The organism is Mariniflexile sp. AS56 (genome assembly GCF_030552475.1).
Lineage (GTDB): Bacteria > Bacteroidota > Bacteroidia > Flavobacteriales > Flavobacteriaceae > Mariniflexile.
Map to the genome: position 1 here is coordinate 370,839 of NZ_JAUPED010000001.1, position 15,039 is coordinate 385,877.

The window sequence follows — 15,039 nt, forward strand, 5'->3', positions numbered from 1 at the left end:
GAACGTTTCGACACACCCTATTAATGAAAAACCAACACACCAAAAATCTTATTTTCCTTTTATTTGCCACGCTTTTTGGCAGCACCTCTGGGCCTTTAGGTAAATTTATAGATTTGCCCCCTCCAGTTATTATTTGGTGTCGTTGCATTTTAGGTGGCCTTTTCTTGTATGCGTTTTGCTACTTTAAGAAAGTGAATCTTAAAATTAATTCCAAAAGAGATTTCGCAACCATTTTGGTGAGTGCGCTCTTTTTTGGAGCGCATTGGATTACCTATTTCTACGCGCTCAAATTATCGAACGTTGCCATTGGTATGCTATCATTATTCACCTACCCCATGATTACGGCACTTATAGAACCCCTTTTCATTAAAGTGAAGTTCGACCCTCTGTACATCGTTTTAAGTATTATGGTTTTATTAGGCCTTTATATATTGACACCAGAATTCGACTCTAACAACTCCTATTTTGAAGCGATTCTATTTGGAATCATATCTGCACTTCTTTATTCATTACGGAACATTATTTCTAAGAAACTAATAAGTCGTTACACAGGTATGAGTATTATGTTTTATCAACTCGCTATACTTAGTGTTATATTATTGCCCGCTTTTTTTTACATGGATACATCCAACATTTCTATTCAATTTCCATATATAGTTGCACTAGCTTTAATAACAACCGCCATTGGCCATACCATGTTGGTGAGTAGCTTTAAGCATTTTACAGTAAGTACAGCCAGTATTATTAGCAGTACACAACCAATTTTCGGCATCATCCTCGCTTTTTTATTTTTAAATGAAACACCAACTATAAATACTTTTTTAGGCGGATCACTCATTCTTGCCACCGTTGTCATTGAAAGTGTGCGGTCTAGGGATCGATAGAAAACATCATTTTATTTTCTCAGCCCTCACAGGTTTTAAAAACCTGTGAGGGCTTTTTTTATACAATTTTGTAACAAACCAACCACTTTAACGTTCTAATAGTCAATCATCAATCAAAATCAATCAACATGTTAAAGCAATTCTTCATTATCTGCTCCGGATCGGATACCGATATTTTAAACCAATGTTCCAAAGGGGAACAAAACAAATACGCAGGTATTGGAGCCACGGTGTTCTTCACGGCACTCATGGCATTTATAGCAGCTAGTTTTGCGCTTTACACCGTTTTCGACAATCTATACACCTCTATATTTTTCGGGTTGATCTGGGGACTTCTTATTTTTAATTTAGACCGCTATATTGTTTCAACCATAAAAAAAACAGGACATGTTGTCGCTGAAATTATACAAGCCTCTCCCAGAATTATACTAGCAGTTATTATTGCCATCGTTATATCTAAACCATTAGAACTTAAAATTTTTGAAAAAGAAATTAACCAGGTATTATTAGAACAGAAAAACGAACTCACCCTTGCTAATAAAAATCAGATTGCAGAACAATTCAATCCAAATATTGAGAACTTAAATAAAGACATCACCTCTTTACAACAACAAATTGCTACTAAAGAAGCAGAAGTTAACGCACTTTACGATACATATATTGCCGAAGCAGAAGGAACTGCTGGCACGAAATTATTAGGCAAAGGTCCTGTTTACACAGAGAAACGCGACAAACACGATGCTTTACTACTAGAATTGCAGCAGCTTAAAGAGGCAAACAACTCGAAAATTACAGCGATAGAATTGCAAATACAAACGCTAGAAAACGATTATAAAACACAGGTTACAAGTACACAACCTATTATTAATAATTTTGATGGCTTAATGGCACGTGTGAACGCTTTAAACAAATTACCTTGGTTGCCATCATTCTTTATTTTCTTACTGTTTTTAGCTATTGAAACCTCACCTATTTTCGCAAAACTATTATCACCAAAAGGTGCTTATGATTATAAGTTAGAAGACGAAGAAACCGCCTTAAAAACGAATGTATCGCAAAACAAACACCAAAGGGAAGCCATGTTAAAAACAGATTTCGCCCTTAACGATCGTATTTATAAAGATTTAGAACAAGAAGACGAACTTTACGCTTACAAGCGAACAAAAGCGAGGGAACTTATGCAGCTTCAGGCAGATGCCTTTTATAAACAACAAAAAAATATTTTATAGACTATGCAGCCATTTCAGTTTTGAAATGGTTGTATAAATCTTTACATCCAAAACCAATAATTGATAAGTTTTTGTTTTGCTCAACAGCCTTTTTATGAAGATCAGATAATGCATTAACACCAAAACGGTCCATGCTTTCAACTTCTTCTATACTAATTGTTAGCGACTGTACGCTTTCAAAAATGTTTTTAAATTCAGCATTAAACACCTCTAGATTGCTTTTATTAAGAGTTCCTTTAATTTTAAAAAAATTGTTGCAGTTTGTAATTTTTAAATCCATAATAAGTTTTTTTTAATTTAATTAAACAATAAACCTGGGCTATCAATAAGTTAATACTGAAGTAAATATAAAGAACTTAAAACCTGGTTTCCGCATTTAATCGACATGTAGATTTTAACTTTCGACAAACAAATCTTACGTGTCAAATTAATCGATGAGTAACACTTTTTAATACTAAGTTTTCATTATTTTTACCTCCATTTACAATAGCAACGTTTTAAAAAACAACCTTTTATTATGAATAAATTATTCCTGCTTCTTTTTATTTCGTGTACGCTTAGTGCCTTTTCACAAACCACAGAGGCGGATGATAAGGACGCTATTATGAAGGTTTTAAAAGCACAAAGAATTGCTTGGTCTAAAAACAATATTGAAGAATACATGGAAGGCTACTGGAAAAGTGACTCCCTAAAATTTTATGGTAAAAACGGTATCACTTATGGCTGGGAAAACACGCTAGAACGTTACCAAACTGCATACCCTACCGAAGACCACACAGGGAAACTAAGTTTTAAAATAAATGATATTTCGAAAATAAGTGATGATGCTTATTTTGTTTTGGGTGAATACCATTTAAAACGTGAAGTTGGAAATGCAGATGGTATTTTTATGCTTGTTTTTAAGCGAATTGATGGTGAATGGAAAGTGATAGCCGATACTTCCTGCTAATAAGAACTCCAAACTTGTTTGAACCTCTACAGTGCGTTAGGGATTGAAGCGGCATCCTTTTTAAAACATTGGTAAAACAAATTTAAAACAAGAACTGAACATTTACAGACTGCTTCGTCCTGCCTCCTCGTCTTGATGTTTTAAAAAGATATAGCGAAAAGCCCGACCCTTGTGGTAACGCCCAAATATTATAACTTCTTAACGAACTTAGTAATAATTACGACTTGTTGACTATCTACTTTGCCTTCAATGTATTCGGCATTTTCATGGTCTAAACGAATATTCCTAACAGCTGTACCTTGCTTTGCAACAATGCTAGAGCCTTTTACTTTCAAATCTTTTATTAAAACGACAGAATCTCCTGCTTCTAGAATGACGCCATTAACATCGCGATGAATTATTTTACTAGACTCGTCTTCATGCTCGCCTGTTGCTCTTGCTAAAGCCAAAGCCTCATCGTCTAGATACATCATATCTAACAAATCTTTTGGCCAACCTTCATTACGCAACCTTTGTAGCATTCTCCAAGCCATAATTTGAACCGCCACAAACTCACTCCACATACTGTCATTCAAACAACGCCAATGGTTTGTGTCCATATCTGTAGCTTCTTCGATTTGACTTAAACAATTACCACAAACCAATAAACTATTGTCTACATTCTCGTTTAACGAAGGCGGAAGGGTATATTGTTTTAGTTCGCTATTTGAAGTGCAAAGTTCGCAGATATTGCTACTTCGCTCTTGTAATGTTTGTAGTACGCTCATGATTTGTTATTTAACCCTGCAATAATACGCTTAAATAAAAGCTTCCACAAGGTGTGGCACTTATTATAAAGTAAAAAAGGCACCCGAAGGCACCTTTTTTTTTCATATTGAATGTAATCATTTTGATAGTTCGGCAATCAATTTATACACCGCATCTCCATGAACGCCTGTAAAATATTTATCATATTTTTTACCTCGTGCTTTTCTAGCTGCTTCATCTGGCCATGCTTTTTTACTTAGCTCTTCAAAACTATCAAACATTTTATCCATATCGGCTAGCGACTCTAAGAAAATAGCCTCTACAATTTCGGTTCCGTCATTACCCCAAGCATGTCTGTTTGGGTAGTAACCTTTAATTATCGGATTTGTTTTTATTAATTTATCGAAACTTTCAGTCCATAAAGCTTTAAGTTCATTATTATCCCCATCTTCTGGATAGGCTAAATGGGTGGTACGTATGTAAAGAATCAAGTCTTTCGTATTTCCTTCTGGAATAGCTTTCGCTGTAGGTAAGGTTGAATATATTTCATCGGCATGCTCATGTGAATAATAAGAAGCTAACTTTTTTAAAAACGCTTTTCTGGCAGTTTCGTCTGGCCATGCTGCTTTTTCTAACTCTGCATCCTTAGCCGATGCTTTTTCAATATCACCCCATGTACGGAAGGCCCTTACGGAAAGTAATTCGGTATTATCGGGCGTCATTTGATGGACATACACAGAAGACGACATAATATATTCGTTCTTTCTTGTAACCTTCTCTAAATACTCCTTTTCACCGGCTTTCCAGGTTGCCATGTCAAAATCTTCCATATCCATATTCCAATGTAAAGTTGTGCGAACAACGTACTCTGGACGATTGGATGCTTCTTGAGCAAAACTAGGTGTGCTGATACATAGCAACACTACTATTGCCATGGTTCTAAGAAATTGGTTGGTTGTTTTCATAATCTGTTAAAAAATTAAAGTTAATATGATTAGTTAATTAAAAACTACTTTAAGATTTTAGGGCGTACTAGATTATGCGACTAATTTATTCTGGGAGCGAATACATGAATTAGCTAAATATACAAAAAAAACATTGAATTACAACAACTTATAAAAAACATTCACAGTAAAGTATCTCTCAATTTCTTAGGCATTCCCTTCACTACCATGTTGTATGAGTGGTCTATAAGCTCGAATAAAAACTGTGGAGGCAAGCTGCCATCTTGCAGTGAAACGGTGTTCCAGTGCTTTTTACTCATGTGATAACCTGGTTGGATATTACTGTATGCTGCACGGAGTTCTTCGGCGTAATCTGGATCACATTTTAGATTAATCGCCTTATTACCAGATTCCCATCTTTTCAAACCTACTAAGGCAAACATTTTACCTAAAACTTTAAAAACCAGCGTATCTTCATCAAAAGGAAAATCTTCGGTAACGCCTTTCTTTTTTAAACAATAGTCGTGAAATTGCTCTATGTTCATTTTTAAAATATTACATTACTTTATACAAAATGGGTTTACTGGGTGTTGCATCATTCTCGAACGGCGCTATTTGAAGGTTTAAAAAATAAACACCATCCTTCACTTTATTTGGCACATAAATAAGTTCGGTAATCGTAGCATCTAAACGCAATTCGCCTTGCGTATTCCAAAATGCGTTATGAGCTAGTAATTTACCTTCATCTTTCTCCTTATCTACACTTGGTAAATCAATTAACACATGCTTTACACCTTTTTCTTTTAAATAAATGGCAGCGACTTCCTGCAGGTATGTTGGGTTCGTGTTCGAGTATTGCCTTGATTTTTTATCTTTTGTATTAGGAAGCGTTCTAATTACCACCGCATCGCGCTTTTTATTACCCAATGCAGTTTGAAGTTGCTTTTTAGAAATTACAAAATCGCCGTCCATCACCTCGGGAGCGACCGTTATAACTTCTGCCAAGAAAAAAAACTGCTTTAAATTTTTATTTACAGAATGACATTCTTTGGTAATATGGCCCACACATTCCGTATGCGTACCGTGGGCATGCGGATTGAAATTGATGGTATTGAAGTTAACCGAAGCGCCTTCTTGAACACTGCCAACCCAATCGCCATCTATAACAGGATCGATTTTAGGTGCATCCAAATACCAAGCATTCACATTACTTTTTGAGGCCTTTAAAGGGATTGAAATATCTAAAGGTTTTGATAAATCTATTTGATGTTTTTTTGAATTGTATTGAATTGTTGCTATCATATAGCCAAATATAATCAAATCATAAACAAATCGGAAGCTAAACCATCTGCCAAAAACTTCCCTTTTTTAGTTGTTGTTAAAATGGATTTCTTTGAATCTTCACTTTCGTTGGAAATGATAAGCAAACCTAAATTGATATGTTTTTCAGATACTTTTAAAAGATGATCGACATATGTTTTACCAAAATCTTGGGCTACTTTTTCTAAGGAAACACCCCAAACGGTTCGCAAGCCCGTCATTATGTACTCGTTATATTTATCGCTTATTGATAATATTTCGGTCTCTATAGGAAGTTTATTTTCTTCAATGGATTTAATGTATTTTGAATTATTTCGCACATTCCAACCCCGTTCATTTCCGTTGAATGAATGTGCCGAAGGACCAATACCCAAATACGGTTTCCCTTGCCAATAAGCCGAATTATTTTTACTAAAATAATCGGGCTTCCCAAAATTTGACAATTCATAATGAACAAACCCGGAAGCTTCCAGCTTATCTATTAATATATGAAACTGTTCTTGCGCCAAATCATCATCAACGTTTTTAACCAGTCCTTTTTTAATAAAGGTATCTAAAGCGGTTTTAGGCTCTACAGTTAAGGCATAACTCGAAATATGAGGCATATTATAACTTAAAACCGTGTCTATATTTTTTATCCAATTCTCATTGGTTAAACCTGGAATACCGTAAATTAAATCAATTGAAATATTTTTGAAATGCTTCGATGCTTCTTCCAAACAGGTTTTAGCTTCGTTTGCATTATGCGCGCGATTCATGAGTTTTAAATCGGCTTCAAAAAAAGATTGAATACCTATGCTTAATCTATTAATAGGGCTTTTTGCCAACTGGATTATCACGCTTTTTGATAAATCGTCCGGATTGGCTTCCAAAGTAATCTCAGGTTGCACTACAACTTGGTAGTTTTTATAAACCGTATCAATTAATAATTGCAGCTCATTAACAGATAATAAAGACGGTGTACCACCACCAAAATAAATGGTTTCAACAGTTATATTTTTGAATTCATCTTTTCGTAATTCGATTTCCTTCGCTAGCGCTTGTACCAAATCGCCTTTCTTTTTTAACGACGTCGAAAAATGAAAGTCACAATAATGACAGGCTTGTTTACAAAACGGTATATGTATATATATTCCAGCCATTTAGAAAGCAGTATTTAATTGTGATTTGCAGTTACAAAGAAACTCCACCACCATTATTTCAACTTTATAAACTAGTATCTTCATATAAAAATCGACTACTTTTTAACCCTATCTTCATTCTGTTTTACAAATGCACCCCAACCGGAATAACTTTTACCAACTTCTACGCGTCCTTCATTATAAAAATGACAAACTGCTGCCGCTAAACCATCGGTGGCATCCAGGTTTTTGGGCAAGGTTTTTAGTCCCAATAAACTTTGAAGCATTTTAGCAACCTGCTCTTTACTCGCATTTCCATTGCCCGTAATAGCCATTTTTATTTTTTTGGGTGAATACTCTGTTATAGGCACTCCCCTACTTAAACCCGCAGCCATAGCGACACCTTGCGCACGACCAAGTTTCAACATACTTTGCACGTTTTTCCCGAAAAAGGGAGCTTCAATCGCTATTTCGTCGGGGTGATGCGTTTCTATAAGTTCGATAGTTCGTTCAAAAATGAGTTTTAATTTTAAGTAATGGTCGTCGTACTTTTTTAAATCCAGCTCATTAAGTTGTAAAAAAGACATGGTTTTACCCACCACTTTAATAAGTCCGAAACCCATAATCGTTGTACCAGGGTCAATACCTAAAATAATTCTTTCTTTACTCATTAATACATTCTATTTGATTTGGTACGGGAATATTGGTTTAATTTGTAGATGAGTTTATGATTTATACCCTACCATACAAAACTAAACAATTCTTTTTTGTACTTATTAAAATAAGCATTGTTGTTGCTGCTTTTTATTTTATATACCGAAAGCTCGCTTATAACAGTTCGTTAGAATTTTCAAACTTTATTGACATTTTAAATGAACACGATGTTTTTTCAGCTAAAACCATACTAATTTTAATCATTCTAACTGGTTTTAACTGGTTTTTTGAAATATTGAAATGGCAGAAACTAGTATCACCAATCAATAAAATAACATTTCAAAAAGCATCTCAACAAAGTTTAGGAGCCTTAACTGCATCTTTATTTACGCCTAACAGAATTGGGGACTATGGCGCTAAAGCTATTTATTACACTAAAAATTTAAGAAAACGCATTTTGCTAACAAACTTACTTAGCAACATTTTACAAATGGGAGTTACCTGTATTTTAGGATGCATTGGACTTTATTTTTTTATATCGAAATACGCTATTTCATTAAATTATAATAAACTTTTGCTACGCACTCTATTTACACTTGCTTGTATTGGCTTCGTGTTTTTTGTTATTCAAAAATCCAGATTCAGCATCAAAGGGTTTTCTTTTGAAAAAATGAAAGTATTCCTTTTAAACTACCCCAAGAAACTCCTTATCTATGGGTTTTGTTTATCGTTGCTACGCTATCTTATTTTTTCATTTCAATTTTATTATTTGCTTACTATATTCGGAGTCAACAACTCGTATTTAGAAAGTATGACGCTCATTACTTCTATGTATTTATTAGCCTCCATTATACCATCTATTTTTATTTTTGATGTACTAATAAAAGGCAGTGTTGCCGTATATTTATTTAGTTTTATCGGTATAAACGCGATTTCCATTTTATGTATTGTAACCCTTATGTGGGTTTTAAACTTTGTGTTTCCAAGTATTTTAGGAAGCTATTTTGTATTGAATTTTAATTTCCCTAAGAACGACTTATGACACTAATTAGCTTCATTATCACCATTTTGTATCTACTATTAATTGGAAGCTTCGCCATTGGTTTTGATAAGGTTAAAACATTTAAATTAGCCGATTTACCATCTAAAACCACATTTTCGATAGTCATTCCTTTTCGGAATGAAGCTGAACATTTACCAGCTTTATTAAAATCGATTAACGCACTAAATTACCCAAAGGTATTATTTGAAATCATTTTTATTGATGATGATTCTGATGATGATTCCGTTGAGATTATAAAGCGTGCAGTAAAAAATTTCGATTCTGAGCTAACTAATATTTCAATTATAAAAAACGAAAGAGCGACGAATTCACCAAAAAAAGATGCCATTTCAACGGCCATTAAACAAGCTAAAAACGAGTGGATTGTTACCACCGATGCCGATTGCCGATTGCCTAAATATTGGCTAAATAGTTTTGATGAATACATTCAAAAAAATACCGTTAATTGTATTGCAGCACCCGTAACCTACCTAGAACAAGGCAACTTTTTAAATAGGTTCCAGGTACTCGACTTATTAAGTTTACAAGGCGCTACTATGGGTGGTTTCGGCATAAATAAACCCTTCTTATGCAATGGAGCTAACTTTGCTTATAAAAAAAGCTTGTTCACAGAATTGAATGGTTTCGCCGGTAACACCAACACGGCAAGTGGTGACGATATTTTTCTACTTGAAAAGGCAATTAAAAAACACCCTGAACAAGTACATTATTTAAAATGCGATTACGCGATTGTAAAAACACAAGCGCAACCCACTTGGAAGACCTTACTAGCGCAACGCATGCGTTGGGCTGCGAAAACCAGCTCGTATAACAATTGGTTCGGAAAGTTTACCGGACTTATCGTGTTACTAAACAATGCGCTTATTATAGCTTTATTAGCCCTTTTAGTAGCTGGTGTTTTTAATTTGAAAGTCTTTCTATATATCACCATTATAAAGTTCAATATCGACTTCTTTTTAATCTACAAATCGGCCCTGTTTTTTAATCAAAAAGGGATTTTAAGAAGTTTTATTGTTGGGTTTTTGGTGTATCCGTTTTTCAGTGTATATGTTGCCTTTGCTTCCATATTTTCTAGTTACAAATGGAAAGGGCGTACTTTTAATAAGTAATCTTAATTAGCGTGGATAATTATGGGCAATTGAAACTCGGTTTTAACTTGCTGCCCGCGTTTTATGGCTGGAAACACTTTAGGTAATGAATCTAAACTAGAATAAATTAAATTTTTAATATTTGGTATTTCTTGCACTATCAAACTATCTGCTTCTATATTTATAAGCGACAGCGTACCTGTTTCAGATACTTGAAATTTTAAATGGATGGTATCAGTCACATCATGTGTAACCACAATGGGTTTACTTTGAAGATATTCTAAAATATGACTCGTTAAAACTTCTGTAAAACAAGCGGTTTTCTCGTTCTTAATTTCCAAAGAATCACAAACAGAAAAAGTGGGATACACATCAACATCGTTCCAATTAAACGTTTGCAACTCCTCCTTTAAAATAGCTTCTGAAGATGTTTTTTTCGCATTAAAATACTCGCAAGACGTAAGCGTTAAAACGAATACAAAAACATAAATTTGTTTCATAGGTTAAAACTAAAGGTGAAAAGTACGATTTTTTTGGTTTTTAAATTAAACAAAGTCACATTTTGTACCGCTTTGCTTAAGAAAAACAGCTTATAAAAGAAGAAAACCCTATGGGTCTCTCACATCCATAGGGTTTATGTAAATTGCTATTATCAACAAAAAAATTGAGGGATTACTTAATTTCTGAAGTGTTGATACTACAAATGTACGAATAAGATTCTTTTCCAAGTTACGGGAAACCCGTAATATATTTACGGGTAAACTATAATCTTCAAGTATAGCAGGCTAAATGAGCGTAAAAAATAATTGAAAATAATTTATTTTTATCCCAATAACTGGTAAACAAGGCTCTAAATCAGATAAATCCTTTGCTTTTTGCAGCATTCACAAGGGTTTCGTCTTGTCCGTCTTGTACATCAAAAATATCTCTTAATTGTTTTTTTCGCTTTTCTATAGCGCTTAAAGAAAGGTCTAAATGTGGCACTAAATTTTTTGTTTTAACTCCTTGCGATAACAAATGAAGAATTTTCCTGTTTTTTTCATCTATAACAATATCACTTGTAATAGCCTTTCTTATAAAACTATTTACTGTACCACTGTAAAATGGCGGGTTATTAAGTACTGCTTGAAAAGCACTCGCCAACTCGCTAGATGTTAAATCACTTTTAATTAAAAATCCTTCTGGATCTATTGTTTTTATGATATTATGTATTCGAAACGACTCATTAAACATCGTAAGAATAATAATTTTTGCTTTTGGCAACACCTTACGAGCGTATGCAGCTAAATCTTCCCCAGAGGTCATTAAACCATCTTTTGACGGTGGTAAACTAATATCAACAAATAAAACGTTATAAGGATTTTCCTTTTCAACGGCTTTATCCATGAGCGAAACAGCTTCATCACAATTGTTTGCGATATCTATTTCTAATTGCTGATTTTCCTTTTTTGTAAACAATAATGTGTTCTGATACCCTTCAATAATCATGGGGTGATCATCAATCATTAAAATTCTAATTTTTTGATTCATAAATATAATTAGGTTATTGGGACTTGAATTGTAACGGTTGTGCCAGAATCTTTTTGCGACGTAATATCTATAATTCCATTTATTTCTTTAATTCTAGAGTTCATATTCTTTAAACCTATACCCGATTTAGCTTTGTCAACATTAAAACCAGCACCATCATCTGTAAGTTGTAGCCAAATTACATTATTTTTTAATTCAAAACTAACTTTAACGTGACTTGCGTTGGCATGTTTATAAATATTATGCAACGATTCTTGAATGATGCGATAAATATGAATCTTCTTTTTATTTGAAACTCCATCCCAATTTATAATATCATCATGGTCAATTTTATAGGATAGATCATAAATAGTACTCTGTGTTTCAACCAGTGTTTTAATAATATCTACGAAACCGGACCCGGAAACGAAGTCGGTATTTAACTCGTGTGATACTTTTCTAATATCTTCCTCAATCGTTTTAAGTTCACTTATATATTGACTCCTTGTTTTTATAGCTTCCTCAGTACTACTCATATTCAAGCTATCTAAACTTAATCGAGTACCAAATAGGCGACCTAAAACACCATCATGTAATTCCTCAGAAATTCGTGTTTTCTCAAAGGTTCTCGCTTCTTCAATTTTTTCATTTTGAGAAAGCATCAGGTTATAAATTTCTTCGTTTGTTTCTTGCTGTTCTTGAATAAACTGCAATTCTTTATTTCTATTTCTTTGTGCAATCACAAGGTATACTAGAAAAGATGCAATTATTACAACTATTGAAATAACCAAAAACCACATACGCTCCTTTGAAATTTGAATATTTTCTTGCTCTATTTGGTTGGTTTCAAAACGAATTCTAGCAAATTTATTTCTAATGGAACGTTCATTCTTTTGCAAACTATCATTAAGTTGGATATAAGAATTTAAATGTTCTACTGCCAATACACCATCTTCAATTTTTGAAAGTAATAAGAGGGATTTCAACAAATCATCGTTATGATATTTCTCTGAAATATCCTTTGCCATATAAGCGTAATATTTCGCTAAGTCTTTATGCCCTTTATCATTATAAAATTCGGCAAGATGCTGGTTAATAACTATAGAGTTATAACCCCTAAAATCAACGCTATCACTAATTTTAAGCGCCTTATGATACAATCCTGGAAGCTGACTTTCTTTTTTCGACAAGTACAAGGAATGCGCATAATTATCTAGGACTAAAGCATATATTCTTGGTTCTGCTTTAATAAACTCTTTATCAGACAAAATTTGTTTATAATAATTTATAGCCAAGTCAAATAGTTCTGCATTTTTATATGTACTACCAAGGTTTATTCTAGAAATATTTATGGTTTTCTTATTATCCCCTTTTAATTTTTCCTTAAGCTCAATTGCTTTTATATGATATTTAACAGATTCATCATACTGTTCAAGCTCCTTAAAAACAATCCCTAAATTATTGTACACAAATGACCTTAAATTTAAAACTTCATCGGAGCTAGGCATGGTTTCCAACAAACCTAGTGCTTCAATAGATGACACTTCACTACCTATAAAATCTTTTTCATTTTTTTGAATTACAGCAACACCATACAAGGTTAAAGCTAATTGGTAATGAGCATTTAGCTTCTTAAATATTTTTTCTGCTTTATGGTAATAATAAAAAGCACTGTCTGCCAATGGCGTTGCCTTTCTATAATATTCTGCAATAACATAGTGAGCTTCTGCGGAAGCAACAGAATCTTGCTCTTTCCCATTTAAAACAACCTGTTTTAATGAGTCTATTTTTCTTAAATTATAGCTTTCTTGACTAAATGAATAATTTAAAAATAAAACAACTATTATATAAAATAATTTAAATTTCAATAAAAGGGATTATTACAGATTCCCTCAAAAGTATTTATAATTTCCTTATAAAAAAAGCCCCTTGTATTTCTACAAAGAGCTTTTATTTATTTTTATTGAATATATTTTCTATTGATCAATATCTCCTCCAGTAAAAAGTGTGTTTTCAGTTTCTGGTGATGTTAATACATCGTCTTCGTTTAAGTCTTGTTGAGTACAAGAAGTTAATGATGCAAAAATAACAGCTACAATTAAAGTAATTTTTAGAGATTTCATAAGTATTTGATTTTAAGGTTATATTAATTTTTTCTTTAAATTTTAAAATACGTGTTAATCTAGACTTTGAAACACAAAATCTTTGATTAGAGGGAAAAAATGGATAATTAACTTAAAATCGAATACACAAAAAAGCGCACAGATTTACAATATACTATTTCGAGGGATTTTTTTGACCTTAAAGTCAAGCGTGGATTAATTAATCTTAAATCGCAGAGGGAATATAAACGAGCTATTTAAGATGCTGCTAATGTAAGATAAATAGTTTTAATAAAAAAAATAAAATCGATTAAATGTTTAATTTTGACGATGAAATTTAATTTTCAGCTTATTTATTACAGTTTTGAAGGATATAACCTATAAAGTAGACTTGCTTTTAATAAGCGTCGTTTTTACGATTTTTGTTTTAACATCTATGGTCTCCGACTTATTTTGAAGCCTATTAATTAGCATTTGCGCCGCATTTGCACCAATCTCTTTAGCGTGCTGTCTTATGGTTGTTAATTTAGGGATGGTATGAAAAGAATCTGACTTACTAGCAAAGCCAATTACCGAAATGTTTTTAGGCACCTTTAACCCCAACTTAACAGCGGTGTTAATAGCAATTATTCCGGAAGAACTATCTGCAGCCACAACACCATCAATGGTTTTATTCTTCTTAAAAAAAGACATAATCTTTTTTTGTTGGTCGTCTTTCTTCTTAATTTTTAAAACTAAAGGTTCAAAAACATTATGCTCCAGTATAGCCTTAACGTAACCACGCTCTCTCAATTTACCAACACTTATACCATCAAGCGTGCTTATAAACGCAATATTTTTTCGCTTTTCTAAAAGCAAACTTTTAGTCGCATTATAAGTCGCATCAAAATCGTCTACAATCACCTTATCACAAAGCACATCATGCGCAACTCTATCAAACATAACAATAGGCAGCCCTTGACGAATAGTTGTCTTAAAGTGCTCTATTTCGTTTTTAACTTGAGTTTCTTCAGATAAAGATAAAATAAACCCATCTACGCTACCATTTGCCAACAGCCGTAGACTTTCTTTTTCTTGTTCTAAAGATTCATTAGAAATACACGTGATTATATTGTAACCATACTTAGTAGCCTCACGTTCCACACCAAAAAGCACTTTGGCCAAAAAATGATTTAAAATATCTGGAATAATAACTCCAATGGTTTTTGTTTTATTCTGCTTAAGGCTTAAAGCCACCTTATTAGGTTTGTAATTATAAAGTTCGGCAAGTTCTTTTACACGTTTTACTGTATCTTCCCCAATTTCTTCGCTATTATTCAATGCTTTAGAAACTGTAGATATCGAAACATTTAACTCTTTTGCCAGCTGTTTTAAAGTTACCATATATAAACGTGTGAATTAATTTAACGCAATTTACAAAAATACACAC

General features: G+C 33.1%; 17 protein-coding genes. 5 read left to right on the top strand and 12 right to left on the bottom strand.

Annotated features, from left to right (window positions below; translation table 11 throughout):
• Positions 1 to 23 precede the first annotated feature (23 nt).
• Together Q5N74_RS01670 and Q5N74_RS01675 are read left to right on the top strand one after the other, a co-directional pair.
• Complete coding sequence (locus tag Q5N74_RS01670; protein ID WP_304386951.1) at positions 24 to 884, top strand: DMT family transporter; 861 nt, start codon at positions 24 to 26, stop codon at positions 882 to 884.
• 128 nt (positions 885 to 1,012) lie between these two features.
• The gene (locus Q5N74_RS01675; RefSeq protein WP_304386952.1) at positions 1,013 to 2,113 is read left to right on the top strand and encodes a DUF4407 domain-containing protein; all 1,101 of its coding nucleotides are present in this window, start codon (positions 1,013 to 1,015) and stop codon (positions 2,111 to 2,113) included.
• Between the two features lies 1 nt (position 2,114).
• Here the strand turns inward: Q5N74_RS01675 and Q5N74_RS01680 are convergent, their stop codons facing one another.
• Positions 2,115 to 2,393, bottom strand: coding sequence for a hypothetical protein (locus tag Q5N74_RS01680; RefSeq protein WP_304386953.1), 279 nt, complete (start codon positions 2,391 to 2,393; stop codon positions 2,115 to 2,117).
• 237 nt (positions 2,394 to 2,630) lie between these two features.
• Here Q5N74_RS01680 and Q5N74_RS01685 point away from each other — a divergent pair, with 237 nt between their 5' ends.
• On the top strand, positions 2,631 to 3,062 hold the full coding sequence (locus Q5N74_RS01685) for a nuclear transport factor 2 family protein (protein WP_304386954.1): 432 nt from the start codon (positions 2,631 to 2,633) through the stop codon (positions 3,060 to 3,062).
• Between the two features lie 188 nt (positions 3,063 to 3,250).
• Here the strand turns inward: Q5N74_RS01685 and Q5N74_RS01690 are convergent, their stop codons facing one another.
• The 6 genes from Q5N74_RS01690 to ruvC form a co-directional block, all read right to left on the bottom strand.
• Positions 3,251 to 3,829, bottom strand: coding sequence for an alkylphosphonate utilization protein (locus Q5N74_RS01690; protein WP_304386955.1), 579 nt, complete (start codon positions 3,827 to 3,829; stop codon positions 3,251 to 3,253).
• A gap of 117 nt (positions 3,830 to 3,946) precedes the next feature.
• On the bottom strand, positions 3,947 to 4,774 hold the full coding sequence (locus Q5N74_RS01695) for a hypothetical protein (protein WP_304386956.1): 828 nt from the start codon (positions 4,772 to 4,774) through the stop codon (positions 3,947 to 3,949).
• A gap of 161 nt (positions 4,775 to 4,935) precedes the next feature.
• A complete protein-coding gene (locus Q5N74_RS01700; protein ID WP_304386957.1) occupies positions 4,936 to 5,298 on the bottom strand; it encodes an MmcQ/YjbR family DNA-binding protein in 363 nt (120 codons plus the stop codon).
• Between the two features lie 10 nt (positions 5,299 to 5,308).
• Positions 5,309 to 6,055: a cyclase family protein gene (locus tag Q5N74_RS01705; RefSeq protein WP_304386958.1), complete on the bottom strand. Its 747-nt coding sequence runs from the start codon at positions 6,053 to 6,055 to the stop codon at positions 5,309 to 5,311.
• Positions 6,056 to 6,069: 14 nt separating this feature from the next.
• Positions 6,070 to 7,215, bottom strand: coding sequence for a radical SAM family heme chaperone HemW (gene hemW, locus Q5N74_RS01710; protein ID WP_304386959.1), 1,146 nt, complete (start codon positions 7,213 to 7,215; stop codon positions 6,070 to 6,072).
• Positions 7,216 to 7,310: 95 nt separating this feature from the next.
• Positions 7,311 to 7,865, bottom strand: a complete 555-nt coding sequence (gene ruvC / locus Q5N74_RS01715; protein WP_304386960.1) for a crossover junction endodeoxyribonuclease RuvC — start codon at positions 7,863 to 7,865, stop codon at positions 7,311 to 7,313.
• 56 nt (positions 7,866 to 7,921) lie between these two features.
• On the opposite strand from ruvC, the gene Q5N74_RS01720 reads away from it, so the two are divergent.
• Both Q5N74_RS01720 and Q5N74_RS01725 read left to right on the top strand, forming a co-directional pair.
• A complete protein-coding gene (locus Q5N74_RS01720; RefSeq protein WP_304386961.1) occupies positions 7,922 to 8,890 on the top strand; it encodes a lysylphosphatidylglycerol synthase domain-containing protein in 969 nt (322 codons plus the stop codon).
• Positions 8,887 to 10,020, top strand: coding sequence for a glycosyltransferase (locus Q5N74_RS01725; protein ID WP_304386962.1), 1,134 nt, complete (start codon positions 8,887 to 8,889; stop codon positions 10,018 to 10,020). Before Q5N74_RS01720 ends, Q5N74_RS01725 begins: the two co-directional genes overlap by 4 nt.
• 2 nt (positions 10,021 to 10,022) lie before the next feature.
• Here Q5N74_RS01725 and Q5N74_RS01730 read toward each other — a convergent pair whose 3' ends face one another.
• From Q5N74_RS01730 to Q5N74_RS01750, 5 genes are all read right to left on the bottom strand, one after another.
• The gene (locus Q5N74_RS01730; RefSeq protein ID WP_304386963.1) at positions 10,023 to 10,499 is read right to left on the bottom strand and encodes a hypothetical protein; all 477 of its coding nucleotides are present in this window, start codon (positions 10,497 to 10,499) and stop codon (positions 10,023 to 10,025) included.
• 355 nt (positions 10,500 to 10,854) lie between these two features.
• Positions 10,855 to 11,529 carry a response regulator gene (locus Q5N74_RS01735; protein WP_304386964.1) on the bottom strand — a complete coding sequence of 225 codons (675 nt, stop codon included), beginning with the start codon at positions 11,527 to 11,529 and terminating at the stop codon, positions 10,855 to 10,857.
• Positions 11,530 to 11,537: 8 nt separating this feature from the next.
• Entirely contained in the window at positions 11,538 to 13,376 is a 1,839-nt protein-coding gene (locus Q5N74_RS01740) for a sensor histidine kinase (RefSeq protein WP_304386965.1), read from the bottom strand.
• A 108-nt stretch (positions 13,377 to 13,484) separates the two neighbouring features.
• Entirely contained in the window at positions 13,485 to 13,631 is a 147-nt protein-coding gene (locus tag Q5N74_RS01745; RefSeq protein WP_304386966.1) for a hypothetical protein, read from the bottom strand.
• Between the two features lie 357 nt (positions 13,632 to 13,988).
• Positions 13,989 to 14,993, bottom strand: coding sequence for a LacI family DNA-binding transcriptional regulator (locus tag Q5N74_RS01750; protein WP_304386967.1), 1,005 nt, complete (start codon positions 14,991 to 14,993; stop codon positions 13,989 to 13,991).
• Positions 14,994 to 15,039 lie beyond the last annotated feature (46 nt).

Coding starts and splice junctions, on each gene's coding strand:
- Q5N74_RS01735 (WP_304386964.1), bottom strand. CDS start 11,529: ATGAATCAAAAAATTAGAATTTTAATGATTGATGATCACCCCATGATT.
- Q5N74_RS01690 (WP_304386955.1), bottom strand. CDS start 3,829: ATGAGCGTACTACAAACATTACAAGAGCGAAGTAGCAATATCTGCGAA.
- Q5N74_RS01675 (WP_304386952.1), top strand. CDS start 1,013: ATGTTAAAGCAATTCTTCATTATCTGCTCCGGATCGGATACCGATATT.
- Q5N74_RS01725 (WP_304386962.1), top strand. CDS start 8,887: ATGACACTAATTAGCTTCATTATCACCATTTTGTATCTACTATTAATT.
- Q5N74_RS01720 (WP_304386961.1), top strand. CDS start 7,922: ATGATTTATACCCTACCATACAAAACTAAACAATTCTTTTTTGTACTT.
- Q5N74_RS01700 (WP_304386957.1), bottom strand. CDS start 5,298: ATGAACATAGAGCAATTTCACGACTATTGTTTAAAAAAGAAAGGCGTT.
- Q5N74_RS01670 (WP_304386951.1), top strand. CDS start 24: ATGAAAAACCAACACACCAAAAATCTTATTTTCCTTTTATTTGCCACG.
- Q5N74_RS01695 (WP_304386956.1), bottom strand. CDS start 4,774: ATGAAAACAACCAACCAATTTCTTAGAACCATGGCAATAGTAGTGTTG.
- Q5N74_RS01680 (WP_304386953.1), bottom strand. CDS start 2,393: ATGGATTTAAAAATTACAAACTGCAACAATTTTTTTAAAATTAAAGGA.
- hemW (WP_304386959.1), bottom strand. CDS start 7,215: ATGGCTGGAATATATATACATATACCGTTTTGTAAACAAGCCTGTCAT.
- Q5N74_RS01750 (WP_304386967.1), bottom strand. CDS start 14,993: ATGGTAACTTTAAAACAGCTGGCAAAAGAGTTAAATGTTTCGATATCT.
- Q5N74_RS01730 (WP_304386963.1), bottom strand. CDS start 10,499: ATGAAACAAATTTATGTTTTTGTATTCGTTTTAACGCTTACGTCTTGC.
- Q5N74_RS01745 (WP_304386966.1), bottom strand. CDS start 13,631: ATGAAATCTCTAAAAATTACTTTAATTGTAGCTGTTATTTTTGCATCA.
- ruvC (WP_304386960.1), bottom strand. CDS start 7,865: ATGAGTAAAGAAAGAATTATTTTAGGTATTGACCCTGGTACAACGATT.
- Q5N74_RS01705 (WP_304386958.1), bottom strand. CDS start 6,055: ATGATAGCAACAATTCAATACAATTCAAAAAAACATCAAATAGATTTA.
- Q5N74_RS01685 (WP_304386954.1), top strand. CDS start 2,631: ATGAATAAATTATTCCTGCTTCTTTTTATTTCGTGTACGCTTAGTGCC.